Annotated in this window: 17 protein-coding genes; 8 read left to right on the forward strand and 9 right to left on the reverse strand. The window is 69.8% G+C overall.

What is annotated here, in order from left to right; genetic code table 11:
- Positions 1-38: 38 nt before the first annotated feature.
- Genes bchI through bchO form a run of 3 tightly spaced genes read left to right on the forward strand, consistent with a single transcriptional unit; the run spans position 39 to position 3,821 of the window.
- Positions 39-1,202 carry a magnesium chelatase ATPase subunit I gene (bchI, locus tag ACV7NL_RS11315; RefSeq protein WP_463355713.1) on the forward strand — a complete coding sequence of 388 codons (1,164 nt, stop codon included), beginning with the start codon at positions 39-41 and terminating at the stop codon, positions 1,200-1,202.
- Complete coding sequence (locus ACV7NL_RS11320) at positions 1,199-2,917, forward strand: magnesium chelatase subunit D (protein WP_463355714.1); 1,719 nt, start codon at positions 1,199-1,201, stop codon at positions 2,915-2,917. Before bchI ends, ACV7NL_RS11320 begins: the two co-directional genes overlap by 4 nt.
- A gap of 10 nt (positions 2,918-2,927) precedes the next feature.
- Positions 2,928-3,821, forward strand: coding sequence for an alpha/beta fold hydrolase BchO (gene bchO / locus ACV7NL_RS11325; RefSeq protein ID WP_463355715.1), 894 nt, complete (start codon positions 2,928-2,930; stop codon positions 3,819-3,821).
- Position 3,822: 1 nt separating this feature from the next.
- On the opposite strand, the gene ACV7NL_RS11330 is transcribed toward bchO, so the two are convergent.
- From ACV7NL_RS11330 to ACV7NL_RS11355, 6 genes are all read right to left on the reverse strand, one after another.
- Positions 3,823-5,220 carry an amidase gene (locus ACV7NL_RS11330; RefSeq protein WP_463355716.1) on the reverse strand — a complete coding sequence of 466 codons (1,398 nt, stop codon included), beginning with the start codon at positions 5,218-5,220 and terminating at the stop codon, positions 3,823-3,825.
- Positions 5,221-5,227: 7 nt separating this feature from the next.
- A complete protein-coding gene (locus ACV7NL_RS11335) occupies positions 5,228-6,829 on the reverse strand; it encodes an ABC transporter substrate-binding protein (RefSeq protein WP_463355717.1) in 1,602 nt (533 codons plus the stop codon).
- Between the two features lie 43 nt (positions 6,830-6,872).
- Complete coding sequence (locus tag ACV7NL_RS11340; protein WP_463355718.1) at positions 6,873-8,411, reverse strand: amidohydrolase family protein; 1,539 nt, start codon at positions 8,409-8,411, stop codon at positions 6,873-6,875.
- 49 nt (positions 8,412-8,460) lie between these two features.
- On the reverse strand, positions 8,461-9,276 hold the full coding sequence (locus tag ACV7NL_RS11345; protein WP_463355719.1) for an ABC transporter ATP-binding protein: 816 nt from the start codon (positions 9,274-9,276) through the stop codon (positions 8,461-8,463).
- Entirely contained in the window at positions 9,273-10,202 is a 930-nt protein-coding gene (locus ACV7NL_RS11350) for an ABC transporter permease (protein WP_463355720.1), read from the reverse strand. The genes ACV7NL_RS11345 and ACV7NL_RS11350 overlap by 4 nt, the downstream gene beginning before the upstream one ends.
- Positions 10,203-10,265: 63 nt before the next feature.
- Positions 10,266-11,321, reverse strand: coding sequence for an ABC transporter substrate-binding protein (locus tag ACV7NL_RS11355; RefSeq protein WP_463355721.1), 1,056 nt, complete (start codon positions 11,319-11,321; stop codon positions 10,266-10,268).
- 367 nt (positions 11,322-11,688) lie between these two features.
- Between ACV7NL_RS11355 and ACV7NL_RS11360 the strand changes: the two genes are divergently transcribed.
- The gene (locus ACV7NL_RS11360) at positions 11,689-12,321 is read left to right on the forward strand and encodes a LysE family translocator (RefSeq protein ID WP_056479471.1); all 633 of its coding nucleotides are present in this window, start codon (positions 11,689-11,691) and stop codon (positions 12,319-12,321) included.
- An 83-nt stretch (positions 12,322-12,404) separates the two neighbouring features.
- Here the strand turns inward: ACV7NL_RS11360 and ACV7NL_RS11365 are convergent, their stop codons facing one another.
- Positions 12,405-12,674, reverse strand: a complete 270-nt coding sequence (locus ACV7NL_RS11365; RefSeq protein ID WP_156634123.1) for a hypothetical protein — start codon at positions 12,672-12,674, stop codon at positions 12,405-12,407.
- Between the two features lie 865 nt (positions 12,675-13,539).
- Between ACV7NL_RS11365 and ACV7NL_RS11370 the strand changes: the two genes are divergently transcribed.
- From ACV7NL_RS11370 to ACV7NL_RS11380, 3 genes are read left to right on the forward strand one after another with little or no spacing between them, the layout of a single operon-like run.
- The gene (locus ACV7NL_RS11370; protein ID WP_463355722.1) at positions 13,540-15,066 is read left to right on the forward strand and encodes a phytoene desaturase; all 1,527 of its coding nucleotides are present in this window, start codon (positions 13,540-13,542) and stop codon (positions 15,064-15,066) included.
- Positions 15,047-16,138: a phytoene/squalene synthase family protein gene (locus ACV7NL_RS11375; protein WP_463355723.1), complete on the forward strand. Its 1,092-nt coding sequence runs from the start codon at positions 15,047-15,049 to the stop codon at positions 16,136-16,138. The genes ACV7NL_RS11370 and ACV7NL_RS11375 overlap by 20 nt, the downstream gene beginning before the upstream one ends.
- Complete coding sequence (locus ACV7NL_RS11380) at positions 16,135-16,302, forward strand: hypothetical protein (RefSeq protein WP_463355724.1); 168 nt, start codon at positions 16,135-16,137, stop codon at positions 16,300-16,302. Before ACV7NL_RS11375 ends, ACV7NL_RS11380 begins: the two co-directional genes overlap by 4 nt.
- Before the next feature lie 7 nt (positions 16,303-16,309).
- Here the strand turns inward: ACV7NL_RS11380 and ACV7NL_RS11385 are convergent, their stop codons facing one another.
- Both ACV7NL_RS11385 and crtD read right to left on the reverse strand, forming a co-directional pair.
- Entirely contained in the window at positions 16,310-17,209 is a 900-nt protein-coding gene (locus ACV7NL_RS11385) for a carotenoid 1,2-hydratase (protein ID WP_463355725.1), read from the reverse strand.
- On the reverse strand, positions 17,167-18,690 hold the full coding sequence (gene crtD, locus ACV7NL_RS11390; protein WP_463355726.1) for a 1-hydroxycarotenoid 3,4-desaturase CrtD: 1,524 nt from the start codon (positions 18,688-18,690) through the stop codon (positions 17,167-17,169). The genes ACV7NL_RS11385 and crtD overlap by 43 nt, the downstream gene beginning before the upstream one ends.
- Before the next feature lie 95 nt (positions 18,691-18,785).
- Between crtD and ACV7NL_RS11395 the strand changes: the two genes are divergently transcribed.
- Positions 18,786-19,655 (forward strand): polyprenyl synthetase family protein, encoded by an 870-nt coding sequence (locus tag ACV7NL_RS11395; protein WP_463355727.1) that lies wholly within the window; start codon positions 18,786-18,788, stop codon positions 19,653-19,655.
- Position 19,656: the final 1 nt, after the last annotated feature.

Below are 19,656 nucleotides of genomic sequence, written 5' to 3' on the forward strand. Positions count from 1 at the left end.
TCGGGCCTGAAAAGATCGAGACAGGGAAGTTGAAGCCCATGATCGTCAACGGATCGACCCACGCGAGGGCGGGTGAAAAGGTGCCCGCCACCTCCGCGATCGTGAAGCCCCTGCAAGCCGAGACAGGACGTCGTCCCAGGACGACGCCCCCCGAGTCGACGCCCCCCGAGGCGAGGCCCGACGCTGCGGCCCCCACCTTCCCGTTCTCCGCCATCGTCGGCCAGGACGAGATGCGCCGGGCGCTCCTCATCGCGGCCGTCGACCCGTCCGTCGGCGGGGTCCTGGTCTTCGGCGATCGCGGCACCGGCAAGTCGACGGCGATCCGGGGGCTCGCCGCCCTGCTGCCACCGATGGCGGCGGTGGCGGGGTGTCCCTATGCCTGCGATCCCGGCCGGCCGGCCGAGCTATGCCATCGCTGCCGCGAGCAGGCGGTGCTGCGGGCCGAGTCCGTCCCGGTCCCGGTGGTGGACCTGCCGCTCGGCGCCACGGAGGACCGGGTGGTCGGCGCCCTCGACCTGGAACGGGCGCTCACCCGGGGCGAGAAGGCGTTCGAACCGGGCCTGCTGGCACGGGCCAATCGCGGCTTCCTCTACATCGACGAGGTCAACCTCCTGGAGGATCACCTGGTCGACCTGCTGCTCGACGTGGCGGCGTCCGGCGTCAACACGGTGGAACGCGAGGGGCTGAGCATCCGCCATCCCGCCCGGTTCGTGCTCGTCGGCAGCGGCAACCCGGAGGAGGGCGAGTTGCGGCCCCAGCTCCTCGACCGCTTCGGACTTGCGGTCGAAGTGACGACGCCGACCGATCTGGCCGTCCGCATCGACGTGGTGCGCCGCCGCGACGCCTATGAGCGCGATCCGGCCGCCTTCTGCGCCCACTACGCCAAGACCGATCGCGCCATCCGCAAGACGCTCACCGCCGCCCGCGCGCGGCTTCCCGGGCTGCATGTGCCCGATGCCACCCTGGAAGCCGCAGCGCGGCTCTGCCTCGCGCTCGGCACCGACGGCCTGCGCGGCGAGCTGACCCTGATGCGTACCGCAAGGGCGCTGGCCGCCTACGAGGGGTCCGACACCGTGAGTCTCGACCATCTCGCCCGCATCGCCCCTTCGGCCCTGCGCCACCGCCTGCGCCGCAACCCCCTCGACGAGTCCGGTTCCACCGCGCGGGTCACCCGGGCCGTCGCGGAGATCCTGAGCCGATGAGTCCAGCCTGGGCCAATGCCCTGCGGGTGGCGCGGCTCGCCGCCCTCGATCCGCATGGCTGCGGCGGCGTCCTGGTCCGGGCCGGTGCCGGGCCGGTCCGCGATCTCTGGCTCGATCACCTGGCCTCGGATCTCGGGTCCCGTCCGATACGCCGCCTACCGGTGGGGATCGCCGACGACCGGCTGCTGGGGGGGCTCGACCTTGCCGCCACCCTCGCGGCCGGGCGGCCGATCGCCCAATCGGGCCTCCTGGCCGAGGCCGATGGCGGTGTCGTCGTCGTGCCGATGGCCGAGCGCCTGTCTTCCGGAACCGCCGCCCGCCTCGCCGCGACGCTGGATGCGGGCGCGGTCCGGGCCGAGCGCGACGGGATGGCGGCCCGGGCACCGGCCCGGATCGGCCTCATCCTCCTCGACGAGGGGGAGGGCGACGACGCGCGGGTGCCCGAGACCCTGGCGGACCGCCTCGCCTTCCGCCTCGACCTGACCGGCATCGCCTGGGGCGACACCTCCGGGGCGGCGCCGGACGAGGCGCGCCCGCACCTCGGCGATCCCGACGGCGTCGATACGGCCATCACGGACCTGTGCCGGGCGGCCGCCCATCTCGGCATCGCCTCCCTGCGCACACCGCTGCTGGCGATGCGGGTCGCTCGCCTGCTGGCGGGCGGAGCGGATGTAACCAACGCGGACGTGCGCGCGGCCGCCTGCCTCGTCCTCGCCCCGCGCGCAACGCGCCTGCCGCCCGACGCCGAGGAACCGCAGGCCGCGCCCGCCGAGCGGCCGGATGCTTCACCGCCGGACGGATCACCCGATCCTGACGCGACCCTCGAGGCGGGTGCCGACAGCCTCGTCGAGGCCACCCGCGCGGCGATCCCCCCCGACCTCCTCGCCCGCCTGACGCAGGCCGCTCATGCGCCCCCGGCACCGAAGGCGGGCCGAGTCGGCGCGGCGATGCAGGCGCCGCGCACCGGGCGGCCAGCCGGTACGCGGCCCGGTTCCCTCCGCGTCGGCCGCCTCGCCCTGCTGCCGACCCTGCGGGCGGCCGCGCCCTGGCAGCGCCTGCGCGCCGCGCCAAAGGCCGTGCCAAGTAATGCACCAAGCGACGCCCTGCTGCCGATCCAAGTCCGCAGCGCGGATTTCCGCATCATCCGGTTCCGCCAGCGCAGCGAAACCACCACGATTTTCGCGGTCGACGCTTCCGGCTCGTCGGCCCTGGAGCGGCTGGCCGAGGCCAAAGGCGCGGTCGAACTGCTTCTGGCGGAAGCCTATGTCCGCCGCGACAAGGTCGCCCTGGTGGCCTTCCGGGGAACGGGCGCAGAGGTCGTGCTGGCTCCCACCCGCGCCCTGGCCCGGGCCCGGCGCGGCCTGGGGGCGCTACCGGGCGGCGGCGGCACGCCCTTGGCGGCCGGTATCGATGCCGCTACCGAACTCGCCCGTTCCGTCCGGCGCAGCGGCGGCACGCCGGTGGTGGTGGTGCTCACCGACGGGCGGGCCAACGTCGCCCGCTCCGGGGTGCCCGGCCGGGCCGCCGCGAGTGCCGATGCCCTCAACGCGGCGGCCCTGCTGCGGGCGGCCGACATCCGCACGATCCTGATCGACACGGCGGCGCGACCGCAGGACACCGCCCGCCATCTGGCGGACGCCATGGGCGCGCGTTATCTCCCGCTGCCCTACGCCGATGCCACGGCCATGAGCCATGCGATCCGCTCGGCCCGTTGAAGGACATGCGATGCCCGCGCCGAGCGACCGGCCCGATTGGGAGCGCGACGGCGCGGATTGGCCGAATTGGGACGCGAGCCGGTTCGTCCGCGCTTCGGACCTCACCTGGCACGTGCAGGAATTCGGTCGATCCGATGCGCCGGTTCTCCTGCTCCTGCACGGCACCGGGGCGGCCACCCATTCCTGGGCCGGCCTCGCGCCGCGACTTGCCGATCACTTCCGGATCGTCGCCCCGGACCTGCCGGGCCACGGCTTCACCGATCCGCTGCCGGCCGGACGTTTGTCTCTGCCCGGCATGGCGAAGGCGATCCGCGACCTGCTGACGACCCTCGACGTCACGCCGGACCTGGTGGTCGGGCATTCCGCCGGAGCGGCGATCCTGGTGCGGCTCTGCCTCGACGGCTTGGCCCCGCGCCTGCTGGTGGCCCTTAACGGCGCGCTGACGCCGTTTCCCGGTCTGGCCTCGGTGCTGTTTCCCGGTCTTGCCCGGATGCTCTTTCTCAACCCCATCACCCCGCGGGTCTTTGCCTGGACCGCCGACCGCCCGGCGGTGGAACGCCTGATCCGAGGCACCGGCTCACGGCTCGACGCGCGTAGCCTCGACCTCTACCGGCGCCTGTTCCGCCGGCCCGGCCATGTGGCCGGAGCGCTGGGCATGATGGCGAACTGGGACCTCGCGAGCCTCGACCGGGAGATCACCCGCTTGAGCGTGCCGACCCTGCTGCTGGTCGGCGGAGACGACAAGGCGATCGCCCCGGAGACGGCCTTCGCCCTCAAGGACCGGCTGCCGAACGCCCGCGTCCAGTTGATCCGCAACCTCGGCCACCTTGCCCATGAGGAGGCGCCGGACCGCATCGCCGAGGCGATCCTGACGGCCTTCGCGGGCGAGACCCGGACGGGCTGACCTACGCCAGACCGACGGGAGCGCGCCGGTGCCACGTGGTCGCCGACTGGTAAGCCTGCCCGATGCGCAGGGCCATCGCCTCGTCGTAGCCCCGGCAGGCGATCTGCAGCGACAGCGGGAGCCCGTCCGCGGTCAACCCGTTCGGGAGCGCCAGGGCGCATAGGTCGAGGAGGTTGCCGAATCGGGTGAAGCGCGAGGGCAGATGCCCTTCGTCGACGCTGGCGAGAGGGATCGCCGGGGTCTCGGTGGTGGGAGTCAGGAGGGCGTCGAACCCATCCATCGCCGTCAAAAACTGCCGCTGGAGGTCGCGTCGCCGATGCTGGGCGCCGAGGTAGTCCTGCGCCGTAACGCTGGCGCCCGCCAGGATGCGAGCCCGGACGGCGTCTCCGAGCGGTGCGTCCGGGTCTTCGGCGAGCGCCCCGTTGACGAAGTAGGCCTCCGCATTGGTGATGGCGCTGGCCTGCGCGGTCACGAGGTCGGACAAGCGGAAGGGCAGGGCGATCTCCACCACCTCGGCGCCGAGGCGTTCGAAGGTCGCGAGGGCGTCGTCATAGGCGGCGAGCATGGCAGGCGCGACGCCCGTGCGCTCGGCCTCGGGCATCCGCGCGAGGCGCAGGCCGCGTACGCCCCGGCCGAGATCCGGCAACGCGTCGGCAGGCGCCACGCCGCGGGTCGAGGGATCGAGCGGGTCGGCGCCCGCGATCGCCCGGTACAGCACCGCCACGTCGGCGACCGAGCGCCCGAGGGGGCCGGGGGTATCCAGAGTGGTGCTGAGCGGCACGATTCCATACGTGCTGACGCGACCTACCGTGACCTTGAGCCCGGTCAACCCGCAGAATGCGGCAGGCAGGCGCACCGATCCGCCCGTGTCGGTACCGATCCCCCAGGGCGCCAGGCGGGCGGCCACGGCCACGCCGGTCCCGCTGCTCGATCCACCGGGTGTGTGGGCCACCGCGAGGTCCCAGGGATTCCAGGGCGTGCCGAGGTGCTGGTTGGTGCCCCAACCGCCATAGGCGAACTCGACCGTGTGGGTCTTGCCCAGCACGATCATGCCCTGGGCGATCAGCCGCTGGGCGATGGTGGCGGTGGTTTGCGCGCGTCGGCCCCGGTGAGCGGCCGAGCCGCCCATGGTGATCCGCCCGGCGAGATCGATCAGATCTTTCAGGACCACCGGCACCCCGTGCAGGGGGCCGACGGCATGGCCGGAGCGGATCGCCCGGTCTGCCCCCTCGGCTGCGAGGCGCGCGTCGGCGGCATAGACGTCCGTGAAGGCCTGGAGCTTGGGCTCGTGCGCGGCGATCCGGGCGAGATGGGCCTCGACCGCCTCGACGGGCGAAAGGCGACGGGCCGCGATGGCCTCGGCGAGCGCCAGGGCGGTGAGATCGGTGGGGTCTGACATGAGACGCCTATGGAACGCTGACGAGGGACAGATCGAGGAACCAGGACTGGGCGGAGACGAAGCCCTTCACGCGGGGCGACATCGCGCGCGGGTTGCGGTCGTGCACCACGTAGAGCCAGGGTGGATCGTCCACGAGGCGCGCGTGCGCGGTGCCGGTGGCCTCCGCGATGACGGCGGGATCAGTCGATTCGGACAAGCGCTGGAGCGCGGCGTCGAAGGTCTCGTCCCGCCAGTTGGGAAAATTGAAGCCGCTCGGCGGAAAGCGGTCGGAGGAGAAATAGCGAGCCATCACCCCGGCATCCGAGGTGGGCGAGCTGACGTTCAGCGCCATCGCCCCGGACAGACTCGGCGCATCCGGCAGGGCGCGGGTGGCGTTGAGGAGCACCTGCCACTCGACCACGTTGAAGCTGACCTCGACGCCGCAGGATTGCTTGAGATTTTCCTGGAGGAACTCATTCATCGGCAGGGGCAGCATCTGGCCCGACCCCGAGGTGGAGATCATGACCGGGAAGGCGAGCGGCTTCTTCGGTCCGTAGCCCGCCGCGGCCAGGAGCGATCGGCCCTTCTCCGGATCGAAGCCGTAGCTGTTTGCGGGCGCGCCGAAGCCCGGATCGCCCGGCTTCAGCCAGCCGATTGCGGGCTCGGCGGTGCCGTTGAGGAAGCTCACGATGGAATCGCGGTCGACGCAGTAGTTCAGCGCCTGCCGAACCCGGACATCGCGAAACGGGCTGTCCTTGGCGCCGATGTTGTAGAACCACGGCCAGACATGCGGATACGACCCGGTGGTGACGGTGAAGCCCGCAGATTTCAGTGAAGGGATCGCATCGGCGGCCGGAACCTCGATCCAGTCGACTTGTCCCGACCGCAGGGCCGCGATCCGGGCATTCGCCTCGGGGATCGGCATCAGCCGGATGCGATCGAGCTTCGCGCGGCGACCCGCATCCCAGTAACCGTCGAAGCGCGCGAGATCGACCGCCTCGCGGGGGCTGACCCGGGTGATCCGGAACGGCCCCGTGCCAGCCGCCGGCAGCATCGCGGTGCCGGCCCAGGTACGGCCGCCCTTCTCGAACGAGGAGGGCGCGGTCATCAGCAGGTAGACCATCATGTAGGGAAAGTACGATGCCGGGATCGTGGTGGTGATCGCGACGGTGCGGTCATCGACCTTGCGGTAGCGATCGATGATCGGCACCCGCGTCCGGGTGATGCCGGCTGCCGCCACCTCGTACTGGGGTGCATCGGCCTTGAAGTAGCGATCGAGGTTCCACACCACCGCATCGGCGTCGAACGGCGTTCCGTCGTGGAACGCGACCCCGTCGCGCAGGTGGAAGAGCCAGGTCCGCTTGTCGTCGGCGGCCTGCTCCCAATGGTCCGCCAGCCCCGGCCGGAGGGTGGCCGGGCGGTCGGCCCGGGTCAGATCCCAGGAGACCAGCCCCTCGAAGATCGGGTAGCCGAGGAAGCGCAGGCCCTCGAAGCCGTTGTTCGGCATGCCGGTCGTGGTCGGGATGTCGGTCGCCGTCATGGCGATGCGCAACAGGCTCTCGGCCTGGGCAGAAGAAGCGAACGCCCCAAGCGCCATGGCGGCCAGCGCCGCGCGGTTTCGACGTGTCATCGTTTTGCACCCCGTGGTGTTGCGGCGGATCATCGGCCCCTCGTCAGTTGCGCGAGGACGGGGCGTAGAAGGGCTGGCGCGGAGCATCCGGCAGATAGCCGTCGTAGAAAGCCTTGACGTAGGGCGTGACCGCGCGCCCGAGTTCGCGCCGGGCCACCTCCTCGGGCGTGCGCGGCCTGCCCAACGTCTCGGCGATCTCGGCCAGGACCGCGTCGCGATCGACCTGGGTAAACCGGCCATCGGCGTAGACGATCTTCCCGTCGACGAAGACCGCATCGACGGCGCCGGTCTTGGCCCGCTGCATCAGCGCGTCGAGGAGGGGAATGTCGGTGTCCTGGTAGGGATAAGTCGCCCGGTCGTAATCGATCAGCACTGCGTCGAAGAAGCGGCCCGGATCGAGCCGGCCAACGCTCTGGCCGAAGGCGGTGGTCTTGGCGCCATGCTCGGTCGCCATCCGGAGGACCTGCGGGCAGGTCGGCACGTCGTCGTCCATGCCGGGGGTGCGGTGGGCCCGCAGGACGAGGCGCAGTTCCTGGAGCATGTCGCGATCTTCGTTGATCCCGGCCTCATCGAGGCCCATCCCGACGGTCATGCCCTTGGCCTCGTAGAGGTTGAGGGGCGCCACGCCGGAGCGCAGGCGGAAATTCGACGAGCAATTGTGGCAGATGCAGGTGCCGGAATCGGCGGCGATGTCGGCATCCTCCGCCGTCAGCCAGACACCGTGCCCGAGGGTCAGGTGCGGCCCGAGCACGCCGAGGTCGTGGAGGTGGCCCACGGCCGTCTTGCCCGTCCGGCGCCGGGCGTATTCCTTCTGATAGGCGGTCTCGAGCAGGTGCATATGCATCGGCACCCCGTGCTTGCGGGCCGCCGCATCAAGGGTCTGCAGGGCCTCGTCGCTGCACCAGTGCAGGTTGGCGGGGGCCAGCTGAATCCGGGTCAGGCGCTCGCCCTCGTTCTCGGCCTTCAACGTCTCGAACAGGGTCATGAAATCGCCGAAGGGCATCGACTGCGCCTTGAGATGCGCCATCAAGTGCCCGGCGATGGGCTGGGGCAGGCGCTCGCAGAAGGCCTCGTCGGCCTCGTAGACGAGGCGGTTCTGCTCGCGCACGGCGTAGCAGTAGGAGGCGCGCATCCCGATCTGGCGATAGGCGCCGAGCACCTGGGACGCCGCACCGTGGACCTGCTCGTAACCACCCGCCATCCAGCCGTGAATGTGCTGCACGGTGGTGACGCCGGAGGCGAGCATCTCGAAGGCCGAATAGAGCGTGTCGAGCCCGTGATCGACGCGCTTGGCGGCGATCCGGGTGGCGAACCACAACTCCAGGGCGTGGTCGGGCGAGCCGAGCTGCAGGGGGGTCAGCCCGACATGGTGGTGGCTGTTGACGAAGCCCGGCAGCATCACGTGGCGCGGATAACGATGCGTGACCGCGTCCGGCGCCTTGGCGCGCAGCGACTCCGGAGGGCCGACCTCGACGATGAGGCCGTCCCGCACCAGCACGGCGGCGTTGTCGTGCTGGATGGGGGTATGGCGGTCCTGAACGCCGGTGATGACGGTGCGGGCCTCGACGATGATCTCGGTCATGCTGATCCTTCGGACGGATGAGGGTGGAGGTCGCGGACGAGGACGGCGCTCAGCGCGCCTCCTGCTCCGCGAAGGCGCGGTCGACCTCGTCGGCGAGGAGTTCGCCGAAGCGGTCGCGCAGGTCGTGGAAGCGCGGATCGCGGGGATTGCGCGGCCGGGGCAGGTCCACCGGCACGATGGTCTTCACGCGACCGGGGCGGGCGGTGAACACCACCACGCGGTCGGCCAGCGCGATCGCCTCGTCGATGGAATGCGTGACGAGGACGATCGACGCGCCGCTGTCGCGCCAGATCTGCAGCAGGAAATCCTGCATCTTCGCCCGGGTCTGGACGTCGAGGGCGGCGAAGGGCTCATCCATCATGAGAACCTTCGGCCGCATGGCGAGCGCCCGGGCGCAGGCCGCGCGCTGGCGCATGCCACCGGAGAGTTCGTCCGGCTTCTTGTCCATCATGTCGGCGAGGCCGACCCGCCGCAGCATCTCGGCGGCGATCTCCCGGCGCTTGAGCTTCTGCACCGCGCCGATGGCCAAGCCGAAGGCGACGTTGTCGAGAATGGTCAGCCAGGGGAACAGCGAGGCGTCCTGGAAGATCAGGCCGCGCTCGGCCGACGGTCCCGTGATCGGCAGGCCATCCGCCGCCATGGTGCCGGCGCTCGCCGGTTCCAACCCGGCGATTATGTAGAGTAGGGTCGACTTCCCACAGCCGGACGGACCGAGGAAGACCACGAACTCGCCGGGAAGGATATCAAGCTCGATATCGCGCAGGGCCTGGACTGGAGATCGACCGGCGGGCGTCCAGGTCTTGCCGACGCCGGACAGGCGCACGGCCGGGCGGCGCGCCGCGGCGCGTGGAACCGGAGCGTTCATCGGCCACCTCCCTGGGGGGCGATCCACCACAACATGCGGGCCTGGATCTGTCGCAGGGCCCAGTCGAAGCTGAAGCCGAGAAGGCCGATGATCGCCATGGTGAAGAAGCTCAGCCGCGCGTTGAAGGTCGAGCGCGCCAGCGACACGATTTGCCCGAGGCCGCTTCCGACGCCCACCGCCTCGGCGATCAGCACCACCATCCAGGCCGCGAACAGGTTGAGACGCAGGGTCATGAACAGGCCAGGCAGGATCGCCGGCAGGACCACGCGGAAGAAGGTCTGCCGGGAATCCGCCCCCATGATGCGGGCGACGTTGAGGTAGGTGACCGGCACGGCCGCGATCTGCGCGCTCGTCGTGAGCGCGATGGCGAAGAACAGCGTGATGAAGACGAGGAAGATCGCCGGCACGTCGCCGATCCCGAAGACGAAGATCGCCACCGGCAGCCAGGCCACGGGCGAGATCGGCGCCAGCAGCAGGACCGTGGGCAGGACGAGATTGCGGAACAGCCGGATGTAGTGGAGGAGCGCCCCCACCAGCACGCCGCCCACGAAGCCGAGCACGAGGCCCACCGTCACCCGCATCGTCGTCCACCCGATGGTGGCCAGCAGCGGCATCACGCCCCCGCCGCCCCCCCGACTGCCGATGCGATTGGCCCGGTCGAAATATGTCAGGGTCCCGGGCAGGTCGGACAGGAACAGGTGTGGCGGCGGCAGGAGCAGCGGATTGAGGAAGCCGAGCGCCCACAGCGTCTCCCACAGGCCGGCGAACAAGCCGAGGGAGGCGATGCTCCAGCCGAGCGTCGTCAGAGCGGAGCGGAGTTGGGGGTATCGCGCTGGCGTCGGGGAGGGCACCGATGTGGGGGCCATTTGGGCCGCGCGCACGGGAACCGGCGCCACCGCGCCGAGGGAGGCATCCGTTGCTGCCATGAGGCTGCCTTTCGGGAGATCGGGAATCGGGTCCGGCATCCGGTCGGGTGACCGCAAGGTGCGTCAGGCCGATTTCAGCTTGAGCCCATCGTAGAGGGGCCGGTTCTCGGCGATGACCTGCTCCATGAGGCGCCAGTCGAAGGCCTCGCGGCCCGGCGCCGTCTTGACGTAGCCCATCTCCTTCATCGACTGGCCGCGCGCGATGATGAAGTCGGTCTGATTGCGCTGGTCGGTGCAGACCGGCTGCTTGGCGGAAGCATCGACTGCAGCCGCCATGGTGGTCTTGTAGTAGCTGCCGACGGTGTCCTTCAGGGCCGCATCGCGATCGGACTCGATCTGGGCCTGCGCGGTGAACAGCGCCTTGATCACGGCCCGTACGGCAGCCGGATTTGCTTCGATGAACGGCGTCCGGGCTGCCAGAACACAGTCGGAATAGCCGGCGCCGTAGACGTCGGTTCCATCCGACAGGAGCGTGGCGCCCTTGCGCGACTGGAGGCACTGGGTCGCATAGGGCTCGATGTGGCAGATCGCATCGACCGCACCGGCGATGAAGGCCTGGGCCAGCTCCGGCGAGGTATCAAGATAGCGCACGTCGAGGTCCTGGAAGGTCAGGCCGGCCTTCTTCAGGTAATCGAACGGCAGCACCTCGAGCGTGTCGGCCTGGAAGGTTCCGAGGGTCTTGCCCTTCAGGTCGGCAGCGGAACGGATGCCCTCCCGCGCCACGATCATGCAGCCCTGGACGCCGCCGCCGGCGACGATCTTCACCGGCGCGCCGGCGTCGAAGAGGGTCATGAAATTCGAGTAGGGGATCATCGACATGTCGACGAGCCCGGCCCCGAACATCGTGGTGATCTCGGCATTGGAGGGCGTCACCACGAAGTCCAGCGTAACTCCATCGGTTTCCGTCAGCTTGCGCTCGTGGGCGAGGAACATGCCGAGGTTGCAGAAGCCGGAGCCGTGGGTGGCCTTGACGGTGGTCATGGCGCCCGCGGCAGCGGCCGGCGCCATCAGGGCCGCCAAGTGGGCAGGCAGCGCGATGGCGGCGCCGGCGGTTCCCATCCCGCGAAGGAGGCCGCGCCGGGAAAAGCGTTGGAAGAACAGGCCGTCACGTTCGCACATGATGCTCTCCGACATTCGCAGAATGCGAAGATGCCGCGAACCCTCGGGTCTGCCGGACGCAGGACTGCATCGGGAGAAGGCATGATGCAGTCGGAGCGGGCAGCACCGTCCGGGACGGGCTTCCTCGGATGGGCACGCCAACCCATGAGAGCCAAAGGCTCTGCGCTGCCCGTGGGCCGACGCAAGGGCCGCGCCAACCGCCCTGGCCCCCGGCTTGGCGAAGGTACGGAATTTGCGAGGCCGCCGATCGACGATACCGGATTCCCTGCGGCACGTGATGGTACCGTGCGGCCCGGGCGGGATGTCGGCTCGGCCCGGGATAGTCCCTGATCACCCGCCTGAGACCGATGCAGCGAAAGAGCTTCCGATGCCTGATTTGAGCAGCCTGCTGGCCTTCGCCGCCATCGCCCTGGGGATGGCCCTCACACCGGGGCCGAACATGGTCTACCTGATCTCGCGGTCGATCTGCCAAGGCAGGACCGCCGGCCTGATCTCGCTCGGCGGCGTGGCCCTCGGGTTCGTCGTCTACATGCTGTGCGCGGCGTTCGGCATCACGGCCCTGCTGCTGGCCGTTCCCTTCGCCTACGACACCATCCGGATGGCCGGGGCGGTCTACCTGTTCTGGCTCGCATGGCAGGCGGTGCGACCGGGCGGGCGTTCGCCGTTCGAGATCCGGACACTGCCCGAGGACAGCCCGCGCCGGCTGTTCGTCATGGGATTGCTGACCAACCTGCTCAATCCGAAGATCGCCGTGATGTACCTGTCGCTGCTGCCGCAATTCATCGATCCGACGAAAGGCAGCGTCCTCGTCCAGGCCCTGGTGCTCGGCACGGTGCAGATCGTGCTCAGCCTCTCGGTCAATGCCGCGATCGCCGTATCCGCCGGTGCGATGGCAACGTTCCTGACGCGCCGACCGTCCTTCGCGATGGTCCAGCGGTGGGTGATGGGAACGGTGCTGGCCGGCCTCGCGGTGCGGATGGCGAGCGAAGCCCGACGCTGAGGGAAACGACCTGCGATTCCCGCAAGGATGGTCCGGATCGCGTGGAGGCGATCAGGGCCAGACCGAAGTCCCTGCCGTCCCAATTACCGCGAAGATCCCTTCGTCTCGACAGACATCATCTCTCGCGGTCCACGCGCGTCCGAAGGCTTGCCGAGACCGGCTTCCGTCTCACCCGCTTCGGCTTTCTGCCGTGACGCGGCCTCAGCAGGACGCTCGATCACCAGAACCGCACCCAGGGTGAAAAAACTGGCACCGAACGGCGCGGCAAGCAAAGACCACAGCCCTATGATCGGCCATGTCACTGCGACCGTTAATCCTCCGCCCAAAATCGCTGCGAAACTGAGAAAACCCAAGACACATCAACCGATTTGCAATCAGATGGCTGACCGGAGGCGAAGCGTATGCGCTGGATTGTTCTTGGAACACCGTTTGATGAATAGCAACAAGCCAGGATTCGTTTTGGTGATTACCCGTCTTGCCTGTGAAGTATTTATTCCTGACGCTCTCAAAACCTGATTTATCCTAACTTTTTTCGAACCTCCGCCATTGGTCTGCAAAAAATTCTTTATTCAGGCCCGCAAAGACATGAGAAGGCTCTGCTGCGTTGCGGCTATAACTTCGGAACGGTGCCCCTGCCGCGCGCCGACCAAAACAGCCGAAAGTTGCGGTTCAATCAATTCGACCTGCGAAATCAAGGCTAAAGCTACATATAGACTTTTATACCTAGGCTTTTTACGAAGTCTTACGTTAACGTGATACAGTTTTGCAATATCGGGGCGTGGATTTTCGGTCCTATAACGTACCATCATCGCGACATGACGGTACGGAAAGCGGGTACATCGCGTCGATCACGCACCATCCGTATCCAGTCTCGATACGCGCAGGACTCACGTGAGGAACCGTGCCGCGAATGGGCGCTCGCACCGCGACGACCGCTGATCCCGCATCGATCCTCTCAAACAAAGGGGTGATCGACTCCCATCACGCAACGGTTCGAACCTTGCGCGTGAAACGCTGCGCGCGATCCGAGTGGACCTTTGGGCTGACCCTGGCAACCTGCATTCCTCCGAGGGATTTCGCGACGAACCTGATGTTCTCCAACCGTCGCGTCCCATCCGTCGGCATCGGTATGACGGGCAGGCTGGCATTCGAACCGACAGAACGGTTTGGCCAAATCAGCGCTTGCAACGGACGCGTTCCCGCGAATAGTGTCACTCTATGTTGACACTCGCAGACTCACCGAGCCTCGCGACGACCCGGTCTCCGCGCCCGCACGCGGTGGTGATCGGCAGCGGCTTCGGCGGGTTGGCGGCGGCGGTGCGCCTCGGTGCGCGGGGCTACCGGGTGACGGTGCTGGAGCGGCTGGAGCAGGCCGGTGGCCGGGCTCGCGTCCATCGACAGGACGGCTTCACCTTCGATGCCGGGCCGACCATCGTGACGGCGCCGTTCCTGTTCGAGGAATTGTGGACCCTGTGCGGGCGGCGCATGGCCGACGATGTCACCCTGGCGCCGATGCTGCCGTTCTACCGCATCCGCTTCCCGGACGGCGCCACCTTCGATTACAGCGGCGATCCGGAAGCGATGCGGGCCGAGGTCGCCCGGTTCTCGCCCGAGGACGTCGACGGCTACGAACGGTTCATGGAGCGCAGCGCCGCGATCTGCCGGGTCGGCTTCGAAGATCTCGGGCACGTGGCCTTCTCCTCCGTCCGCGACATGCTGCGGATCACCCCGTCCCTGCTGCGCCTCGGCGGCCATCGCTCGGTCTATGATCTCGTGGCGCGCTACATCCGGGACGAGCGCCTGCGCACCATCTTCAGCTTCCATCCGCTCCTGATCGGCGGTTCTCCCTTCCGGGCCAGCGCCATCTATTGCCTCATCGCCCACCTCGAGCGCCGCTGGGGCGTGCACTTCGCCATGGGGGGGACCGGACGGCTGGTCGACGGCCTCCTGGGCTTGATCGAGGGGCAGGGCGGGACGATCCGCTACCGGGCCGAGGTGGCCCGCATCGACGTGGCGGCGGGCTGCGCCACGGGGGTGACGCTGACCGACGGGACCGCCATTCCCGCTGACATCGTGGTCTCGAACGCCGACTCGGCCGCGACCTACCTGACCCTGCTCGGCGGGGCGGGGCGATCCTGGCACCGGGCGAAGCTCAAGGCCTCGTCCTCCTCGATGGGGCTGTTCGTCTGGTACTTCGGGACGAACCGCAAATTCCCCGACCTCGCGCATCACACCATCCTGATGGGGCCGCGCTATCGCGAGCTCATCGCCGACATCTTCGTCCGCAAGGTCCTGGCGCCGGATTTCAGCCTCTACCTGCATCGCCCCACCGCCACCGATCCGCTCCTGGCACCGCCCGGCTGCGACGCCTTCTACGTGCTGTCGCCGGTGCCGAACCTCGCCGGCGGGCAGGACTGGTCGCAGCGTGCCGAGCCCTACCGGCAGGCCATCGCGGACAGCCTCGACGCCACCGTCATGCCGGGCCTGTCCGGATCGATCGTCACCACCCGGGTCACGACACCAGCGGATTTCGCCAGCGATTTTCTGAGCTTCCGTGGGTCCGGCTTCGGCCTCGAACCGGTGCTGACGCAATCGGCGTGGTTTCGGCCGCACAATGCCTCGTCGGCCTTCAAGAACCTCTATCTCGTCGGCGCGGGCACCCATCCGGGCGCCGGGCTGCCCGGCGTCCTGTCCTCGGCCAAAGTCCTCGACACGGTGGTGCCGGATGCGCGTCTCTACGCTTGAAGCCGTTCGGTACGCCCCGGTCCGGGCACCGCTCTGGGCGATTCCGCACGCGGATGCGGCCGATCATGCCGCCTGCCGGGCCGCGATCCGGACAGGCTCGCGCAGCTTCTTCGCCGCCTCCGCCCTGCTGCCGGCCCGGGTGCGCCGCCCGGCCTACGGGCTCTATGCCTTCTGCCGCCTCTCCGACGATGCCGTCGACGACGCACAGGCTCGCGACCGGCCGGCGGCCCTGGCCCGCCTCGCCGCGCGCCTCGCCCGCATCTACGACGAAGCTCCCAGCGACGCTCCAGCCGACCGGGCGATGGCCGATCTGGTCGCGGCCCATCATCTGCCGCAGGCCTTGCCCGGCGCGCTGATCGAAGGATTGGCGTGGGATGCGCAGGGGCGTCGATACGAGACCCTGTCGGACCTGACCGCCTACGCGGCGCGGGTCGCCGGCAGCGTCGGCGCGATGATGACCGTGCTGATGGGCGTGCGCGACGCCGTCGTGCTCGCCCGGGCCTGCGACCTCGGCGTCGCCATGCAGTTCACCAACATCGCCCGCGACATCGGCGAGGATGCCCGGGCGGGACGGCTCTACCTGCCGCTTTCCTGGATGCGGGAGGTCGGCCTCGACCCGGACGCGTTCCTCGCCGACCCGGTCGCGAGCCCCGCCCTCCAGGCCCTGGTCGCCCGCCTGCTCGCCGTCGCGGATGCGCTCTACGCCCGGGCCGAGGCCGGCATCCCCGGATTGCCCCTCGGCTGCCGGCCCGCCATTCGCGCCGCCCGCCTGATCTACGCCGAGATCGGCCGGGATCTGGAAAGGGGCGACCTCGACCCCGTCGCGATCCGCGCCCGGGTGCCCGGCCGGCGCAAGGCCGTCCTGATGGCCCGCGCCCTGCTGCCGCTGGCGTCCATCTCCGATCATACGGCCTCGCCACTCGCCGAAACCGCCTTCCTGGTGGAGGCCGTCGCGGCCCAGCCCGTGCCGGTGCCGCCGGCCTGGTGGAACGTGCCCGGTCAGGTCGCCCGGGTCCTTGATCTGATCGAGACCCTGCGGGAGCGCGAGGGCGCGGTGCCGGTCAGCCCGTGAGCGATCCGCTCTTTGCCGTCTTCGATATCGGGCTGGTCTTCGCCCTCGCCCTCGGGCTGGCGATCTGGCAGCTCGTGGTCCTGAAGCGCAGCATTCGGCGCGACCGTGCCGCCGCCCTGGAGAAGGCGGAGGCGTCCGAGCGGTCTGGAGACCGTTCGGGCTGACCGACGATCACCCCACCCGGCGCGGCATCCGGAACGGCAGCATCAGGCGAACCAGCGGATTCGCGTATCGCCTGAGGGACAGGCTCTCATGCATCGGCCGGACCGCCTCGCCGCGCAGGGTCGCGCTGAGCTGCGAGCGGGCATAGAACGGCGTGTCCTCGAAGGTCCGCACGATGTCGGCGCGGCCGTCGTCGCTGCGGGTCTGCCGCGGCATGCGCCAGACCCGCGTCGCCGGAAGCGCGGCGCGCGGAGGCGGATCGATGTCCCGGGGTGTCCCATCGGCGGCAAAGCACAGGGTCAGGTCCTGGCGCGAGCCGTCGCGGCGATGCACGTCGTACAGGATCGCCGCCCCGTCCTGAAGGTCCGCCCGGCACCAGGTCCAATCGCGAAACGCCGCTTCCAGGGACGTGTCGCCGTGGTTCGTGTCGAAATAGGCCGTGCCGCGCCAATTCAGATCCGGCTCGGTGAGGGCGACCTCGACCGGGGAGGACGGCGCCATCGGCCACCAGCGGTGCTGGCCCGCGGCGTCGAGGTGATGCGGCCCGGGCGTGATGCCGCCGGGCCGCAGCCGCACGGTGCCGCGCACCCGCGTGGGAATCGGCGCCGTCACCTCGTCGATCCGGATGGTCAGCGTCGTGCCATCCCACGACAGCCCGCTCGGGCCGATCGCGATGTGATCGGCGTCGCGCCTGAGGCTGGCGCGCCCCCGCTCGGTCATGCAGAAGCGGTTGGCCCGTTCGCCGTAGAGCACCACGTTGACGGCGCAGTGGTCGAAGGGATCGCGCGTCGGGTCCCAGGCGTAGTAGGGCGAGAACACGCTGCCGATGAAGGCGATGATGGTCAGGCCCTGTCGCCCGTCCGCGCTCAGGGCGTCGACGTACCACCAGACGTAGCCGTCGCGATCCACCCGCGTATCGAAGCGCGGGCGCCAGTCCGGTCCCGCAGCAGGCTGTCCGCCGCGATCCGCCCGGATTGCGCCGCCATCGGCACCCCCGGCCCCGGGTGGATGCTCCCCCCGGCGAGGTACAGGCCCGGGATCCGGGTGCGTGCTCCCGGGCGCTTGAACGACGCCATCCAGCCGTGGGAGGCTCGGCCGTAGAGAGCCCCCGCCGTCCCCGGAAACAGCCGCGCGAAATCCGCCGGTCCCGTCGTCACCGGCTCCGCCGTTTCCGCGAGGGTCAGGCCGCTCGCGCCGAGGCGCCGCCGCATCGTGGTCACGCATGTCTCGATCTCCGAGGGGCCGATGGGCCGGGCAGGGGCATTGACGAGGCAGAGGAGGCGCTCGGGCCGGTCGGACGGAGCGGCGAGGTCGGATCGATCCTGCGCGCAGACATAGACGGTGGGGTCGTCCGGCAGGTGCCCGGCGCGGATGCGGGCGAACTCGGCCGCGTAATCGCCTGAGAAGAACACCGTGTGCCGGGCGAGCGGGAAACCGCTGGTCCGCGCCTGGAGGCACAGGGTGACCGCCGAGAGCGAACGATCGCCGGCCGGTACCGCGTCGGCGGCGCGGGCGGCCTCGCGCCCGAGAAGCCCGTCGGCCAGGGCCGCGACGTCGGCGTTGCAGACCACCGCATCCGCCGCCAGCCGCTCGCCGTCATCGACGTCGACCCCGACCACGCGACCGCCCTGGATGGCGATTGAGCGCACCGAGGTTTCGTAGCGGAAGCGCGCGCCCCGGTCGGCGGCGAGATCCGCGACCACGGCGGCCAGCCGGCTGAGGCCGCCGCCGACGTGCCAGACCCCCTGGCTTTCCACATGCGCCACCAGCATCAGGGTAGCGGGCGCCGCGAAGGGCGACGAGCCACAATAGGTCGCGTAGCGCCCGAACAGCTGCCGCAGGCGCGGATCGGCGAAGTAGTCGCCGAGCGCGCTCCACAGGGTGGTGAAGGGTTGGATGCGCCAGAGGTCGCCGAGGCCCGAGAGCCCGGCCTGTCGCGTCAGGTCGATCGGGCTCGGGCGCTCGCCCCGGATGAACGGTCGCTCCAAGGTGGCGTAGACCTCGGCGGCCCGGGCGCGGAAGCGGCGATACCCGTCCCGCTCCCCCGTCCCGGCGAAGGTGGCGATCGCCGCCTCGGAGGCCTCGGGATCGGCATGGAGGTCGAGCTGCTCGTCCGGCCCCCAGGCGTGTCGCGCCAGGATGCCGGCCGGTTCCAGACGCACATGGGCGGCGAGATCCGCACCGCATTCGGCGAAGATCTCCTCGAACACCCACCGCATGGTGAAGACCGTAGGGCCGGCATCGACGGCCGTTCCCCCGACCGGAACCCGCCGCATCTTGCCGCCGGGATGAAGGGCCTGCTCGATCACCGTCACGTCGAGCCCGGCATGGGCCAGCCGCAGGGCCGCCACCAAACCTCCGATGCCGGCCCCGATGATCACGACCTTCACGTGCGCCTCTCCCGTCACACCGATCGACCTTGACGAGTGTCAATAAATACTGACACTTTGTTTTAGCAAGAACAAGTGACAGGGAGAGACGGGTCATGGACGCCAACCGTCGCATCGAGCAGGCCCTCGACGCCGCCGTCGCCCATCTGGAAGCGCCCGGCGCCCCACCCCGCCTAGCCGAGTCGATCCGTTATGCGGTCTTCCCGGGCGGGCACCGCATCCGTCCGCGCCTGTGCCTCTCGGTGGCCCGTGCCTGTGGCGACGACGATCCGGCGGCTTCGGACGCGGCGGCGGCGGCGATCGAACTCCTGCACTGCGCATCCCTGGTGCATGACGATCTGCCCTGCTTCGACGACGCGCCCCTGCGGCGCGGGCAGGCCTCGGTCCACGCAGCCTTCGGCGAGCCCCTGGCGGTACTGACCGGCGACGCCCTCATCGTCTCCGCCTTCGAGACGCTGGCTCGCGGCGCGGCGCGCAGTCCGAAGCGCCTGGCGGCCCTGGTCGGGCTCGTCGCCCGCGCCGCCGGCTCCCCCGCCGGCATCGCCGCCGGACAGGCCTGGGAATCGGAACCGAACGTGGCGCTCACGGAATATCAGCAGGCCAAGACCGGAGCCCTGTTCGCGGCCGCGACCGTGACGGGCGCCGCCGCCGCCGGTGCGGCATCCCTGCCGTGGCGGCTCCTCGGAGAATGCCTCGGCGAGGCCTATCAGGTTGCCGACGACCTGCGCGACGTCGCCTGCCGCCAGGAGGAGGTCGGCAAGCCGGTGGGGCGTGATTCGACCCTCGGTCGGCCGAATGCAGCAGCGCTGCTCGGCATGAGCGGCGCGCTGGCCCGGTTGAAGCGCCTCGTCCGCGAGGCCGTCGACGTCATACCGGATTGCTCCGGTGCCGACATCCTGCGGGCGGAGATCGTGGCGCAGACGCGGTTGTTCCTGCCGGCAAGCCTGGCGCGGGAACTCGCCTGAC

It is taken from the genome of Methylobacterium sp. Ger2507 (genome assembly GCF_055231875.1).

Bases quoted from the DNA above. Each gene is read 5' to 3' on its own strand.
- ACV7NL_RS11355 (WP_463355721.1), bottom strand. From the start codon at position 11,321: ATGTGCGAACGTGACGGCCTGTTCTTCCAACGCTTTTCCCGGCGCGGC.
- ACV7NL_RS11345 (WP_463355719.1), bottom strand. From the start codon at position 9,276: ATGAACGCTCCGGTTCCACGCGCCGCGGCGCGCCGCCCGGCCGTGCGC.
- ACV7NL_RS11375 (WP_463355723.1), top strand. From the start codon at position 15,047: ATGCGCGTCTCTACGCTTGAAGCCGTTCGGTACGCCCCGGTCCGGGCA.
- ACV7NL_RS11330 (WP_463355716.1), bottom strand. From the start codon at position 5,220: ATGTCAGACCCCACCGATCTCACCGCCCTGGCGCTCGCCGAGGCCATC.
- ACV7NL_RS11320 (WP_463355714.1), top strand. From the start codon at position 1,199: ATGAGTCCAGCCTGGGCCAATGCCCTGCGGGTGGCGCGGCTCGCCGCC.
- ACV7NL_RS11370 (WP_463355722.1), top strand. From the start codon at position 13,540: ATGTTGACACTCGCAGACTCACCGAGCCTCGCGACGACCCGGTCTCCG.
- ACV7NL_RS11335 (WP_463355717.1), bottom strand. From the start codon at position 6,829: ATGACACGTCGAAACCGCGCGGCGCTGGCCGCCATGGCGCTTGGGGCG.
- ACV7NL_RS11395 (WP_463355727.1), top strand. From the start codon at position 18,786: ATGGACGCCAACCGTCGCATCGAGCAGGCCCTCGACGCCGCCGTCGCC.
- bchO (WP_463355715.1), top strand. From the start codon at position 2,928: ATGCCCGCGCCGAGCGACCGGCCCGATTGGGAGCGCGACGGCGCGGAT.
- ACV7NL_RS11340 (WP_463355718.1), bottom strand. From the start codon at position 8,411: ATGACCGAGATCATCGTCGAGGCCCGCACCGTCATCACCGGCGTTCAG.
- ACV7NL_RS11360 (WP_056479471.1), top strand. From the start codon at position 11,689: ATGCCTGATTTGAGCAGCCTGCTGGCCTTCGCCGCCATCGCCCTGGGG.
- ACV7NL_RS11350 (WP_463355720.1), bottom strand. From the start codon at position 10,202: ATGGCAGCAACGGATGCCTCCCTCGGCGCGGTGGCGCCGGTTCCCGTG.
- bchI (WP_463355713.1), top strand. From the start codon at position 39: ATGATCGTCAACGGATCGACCCACGCGAGGGCGGGTGAAAAGGTGCCC.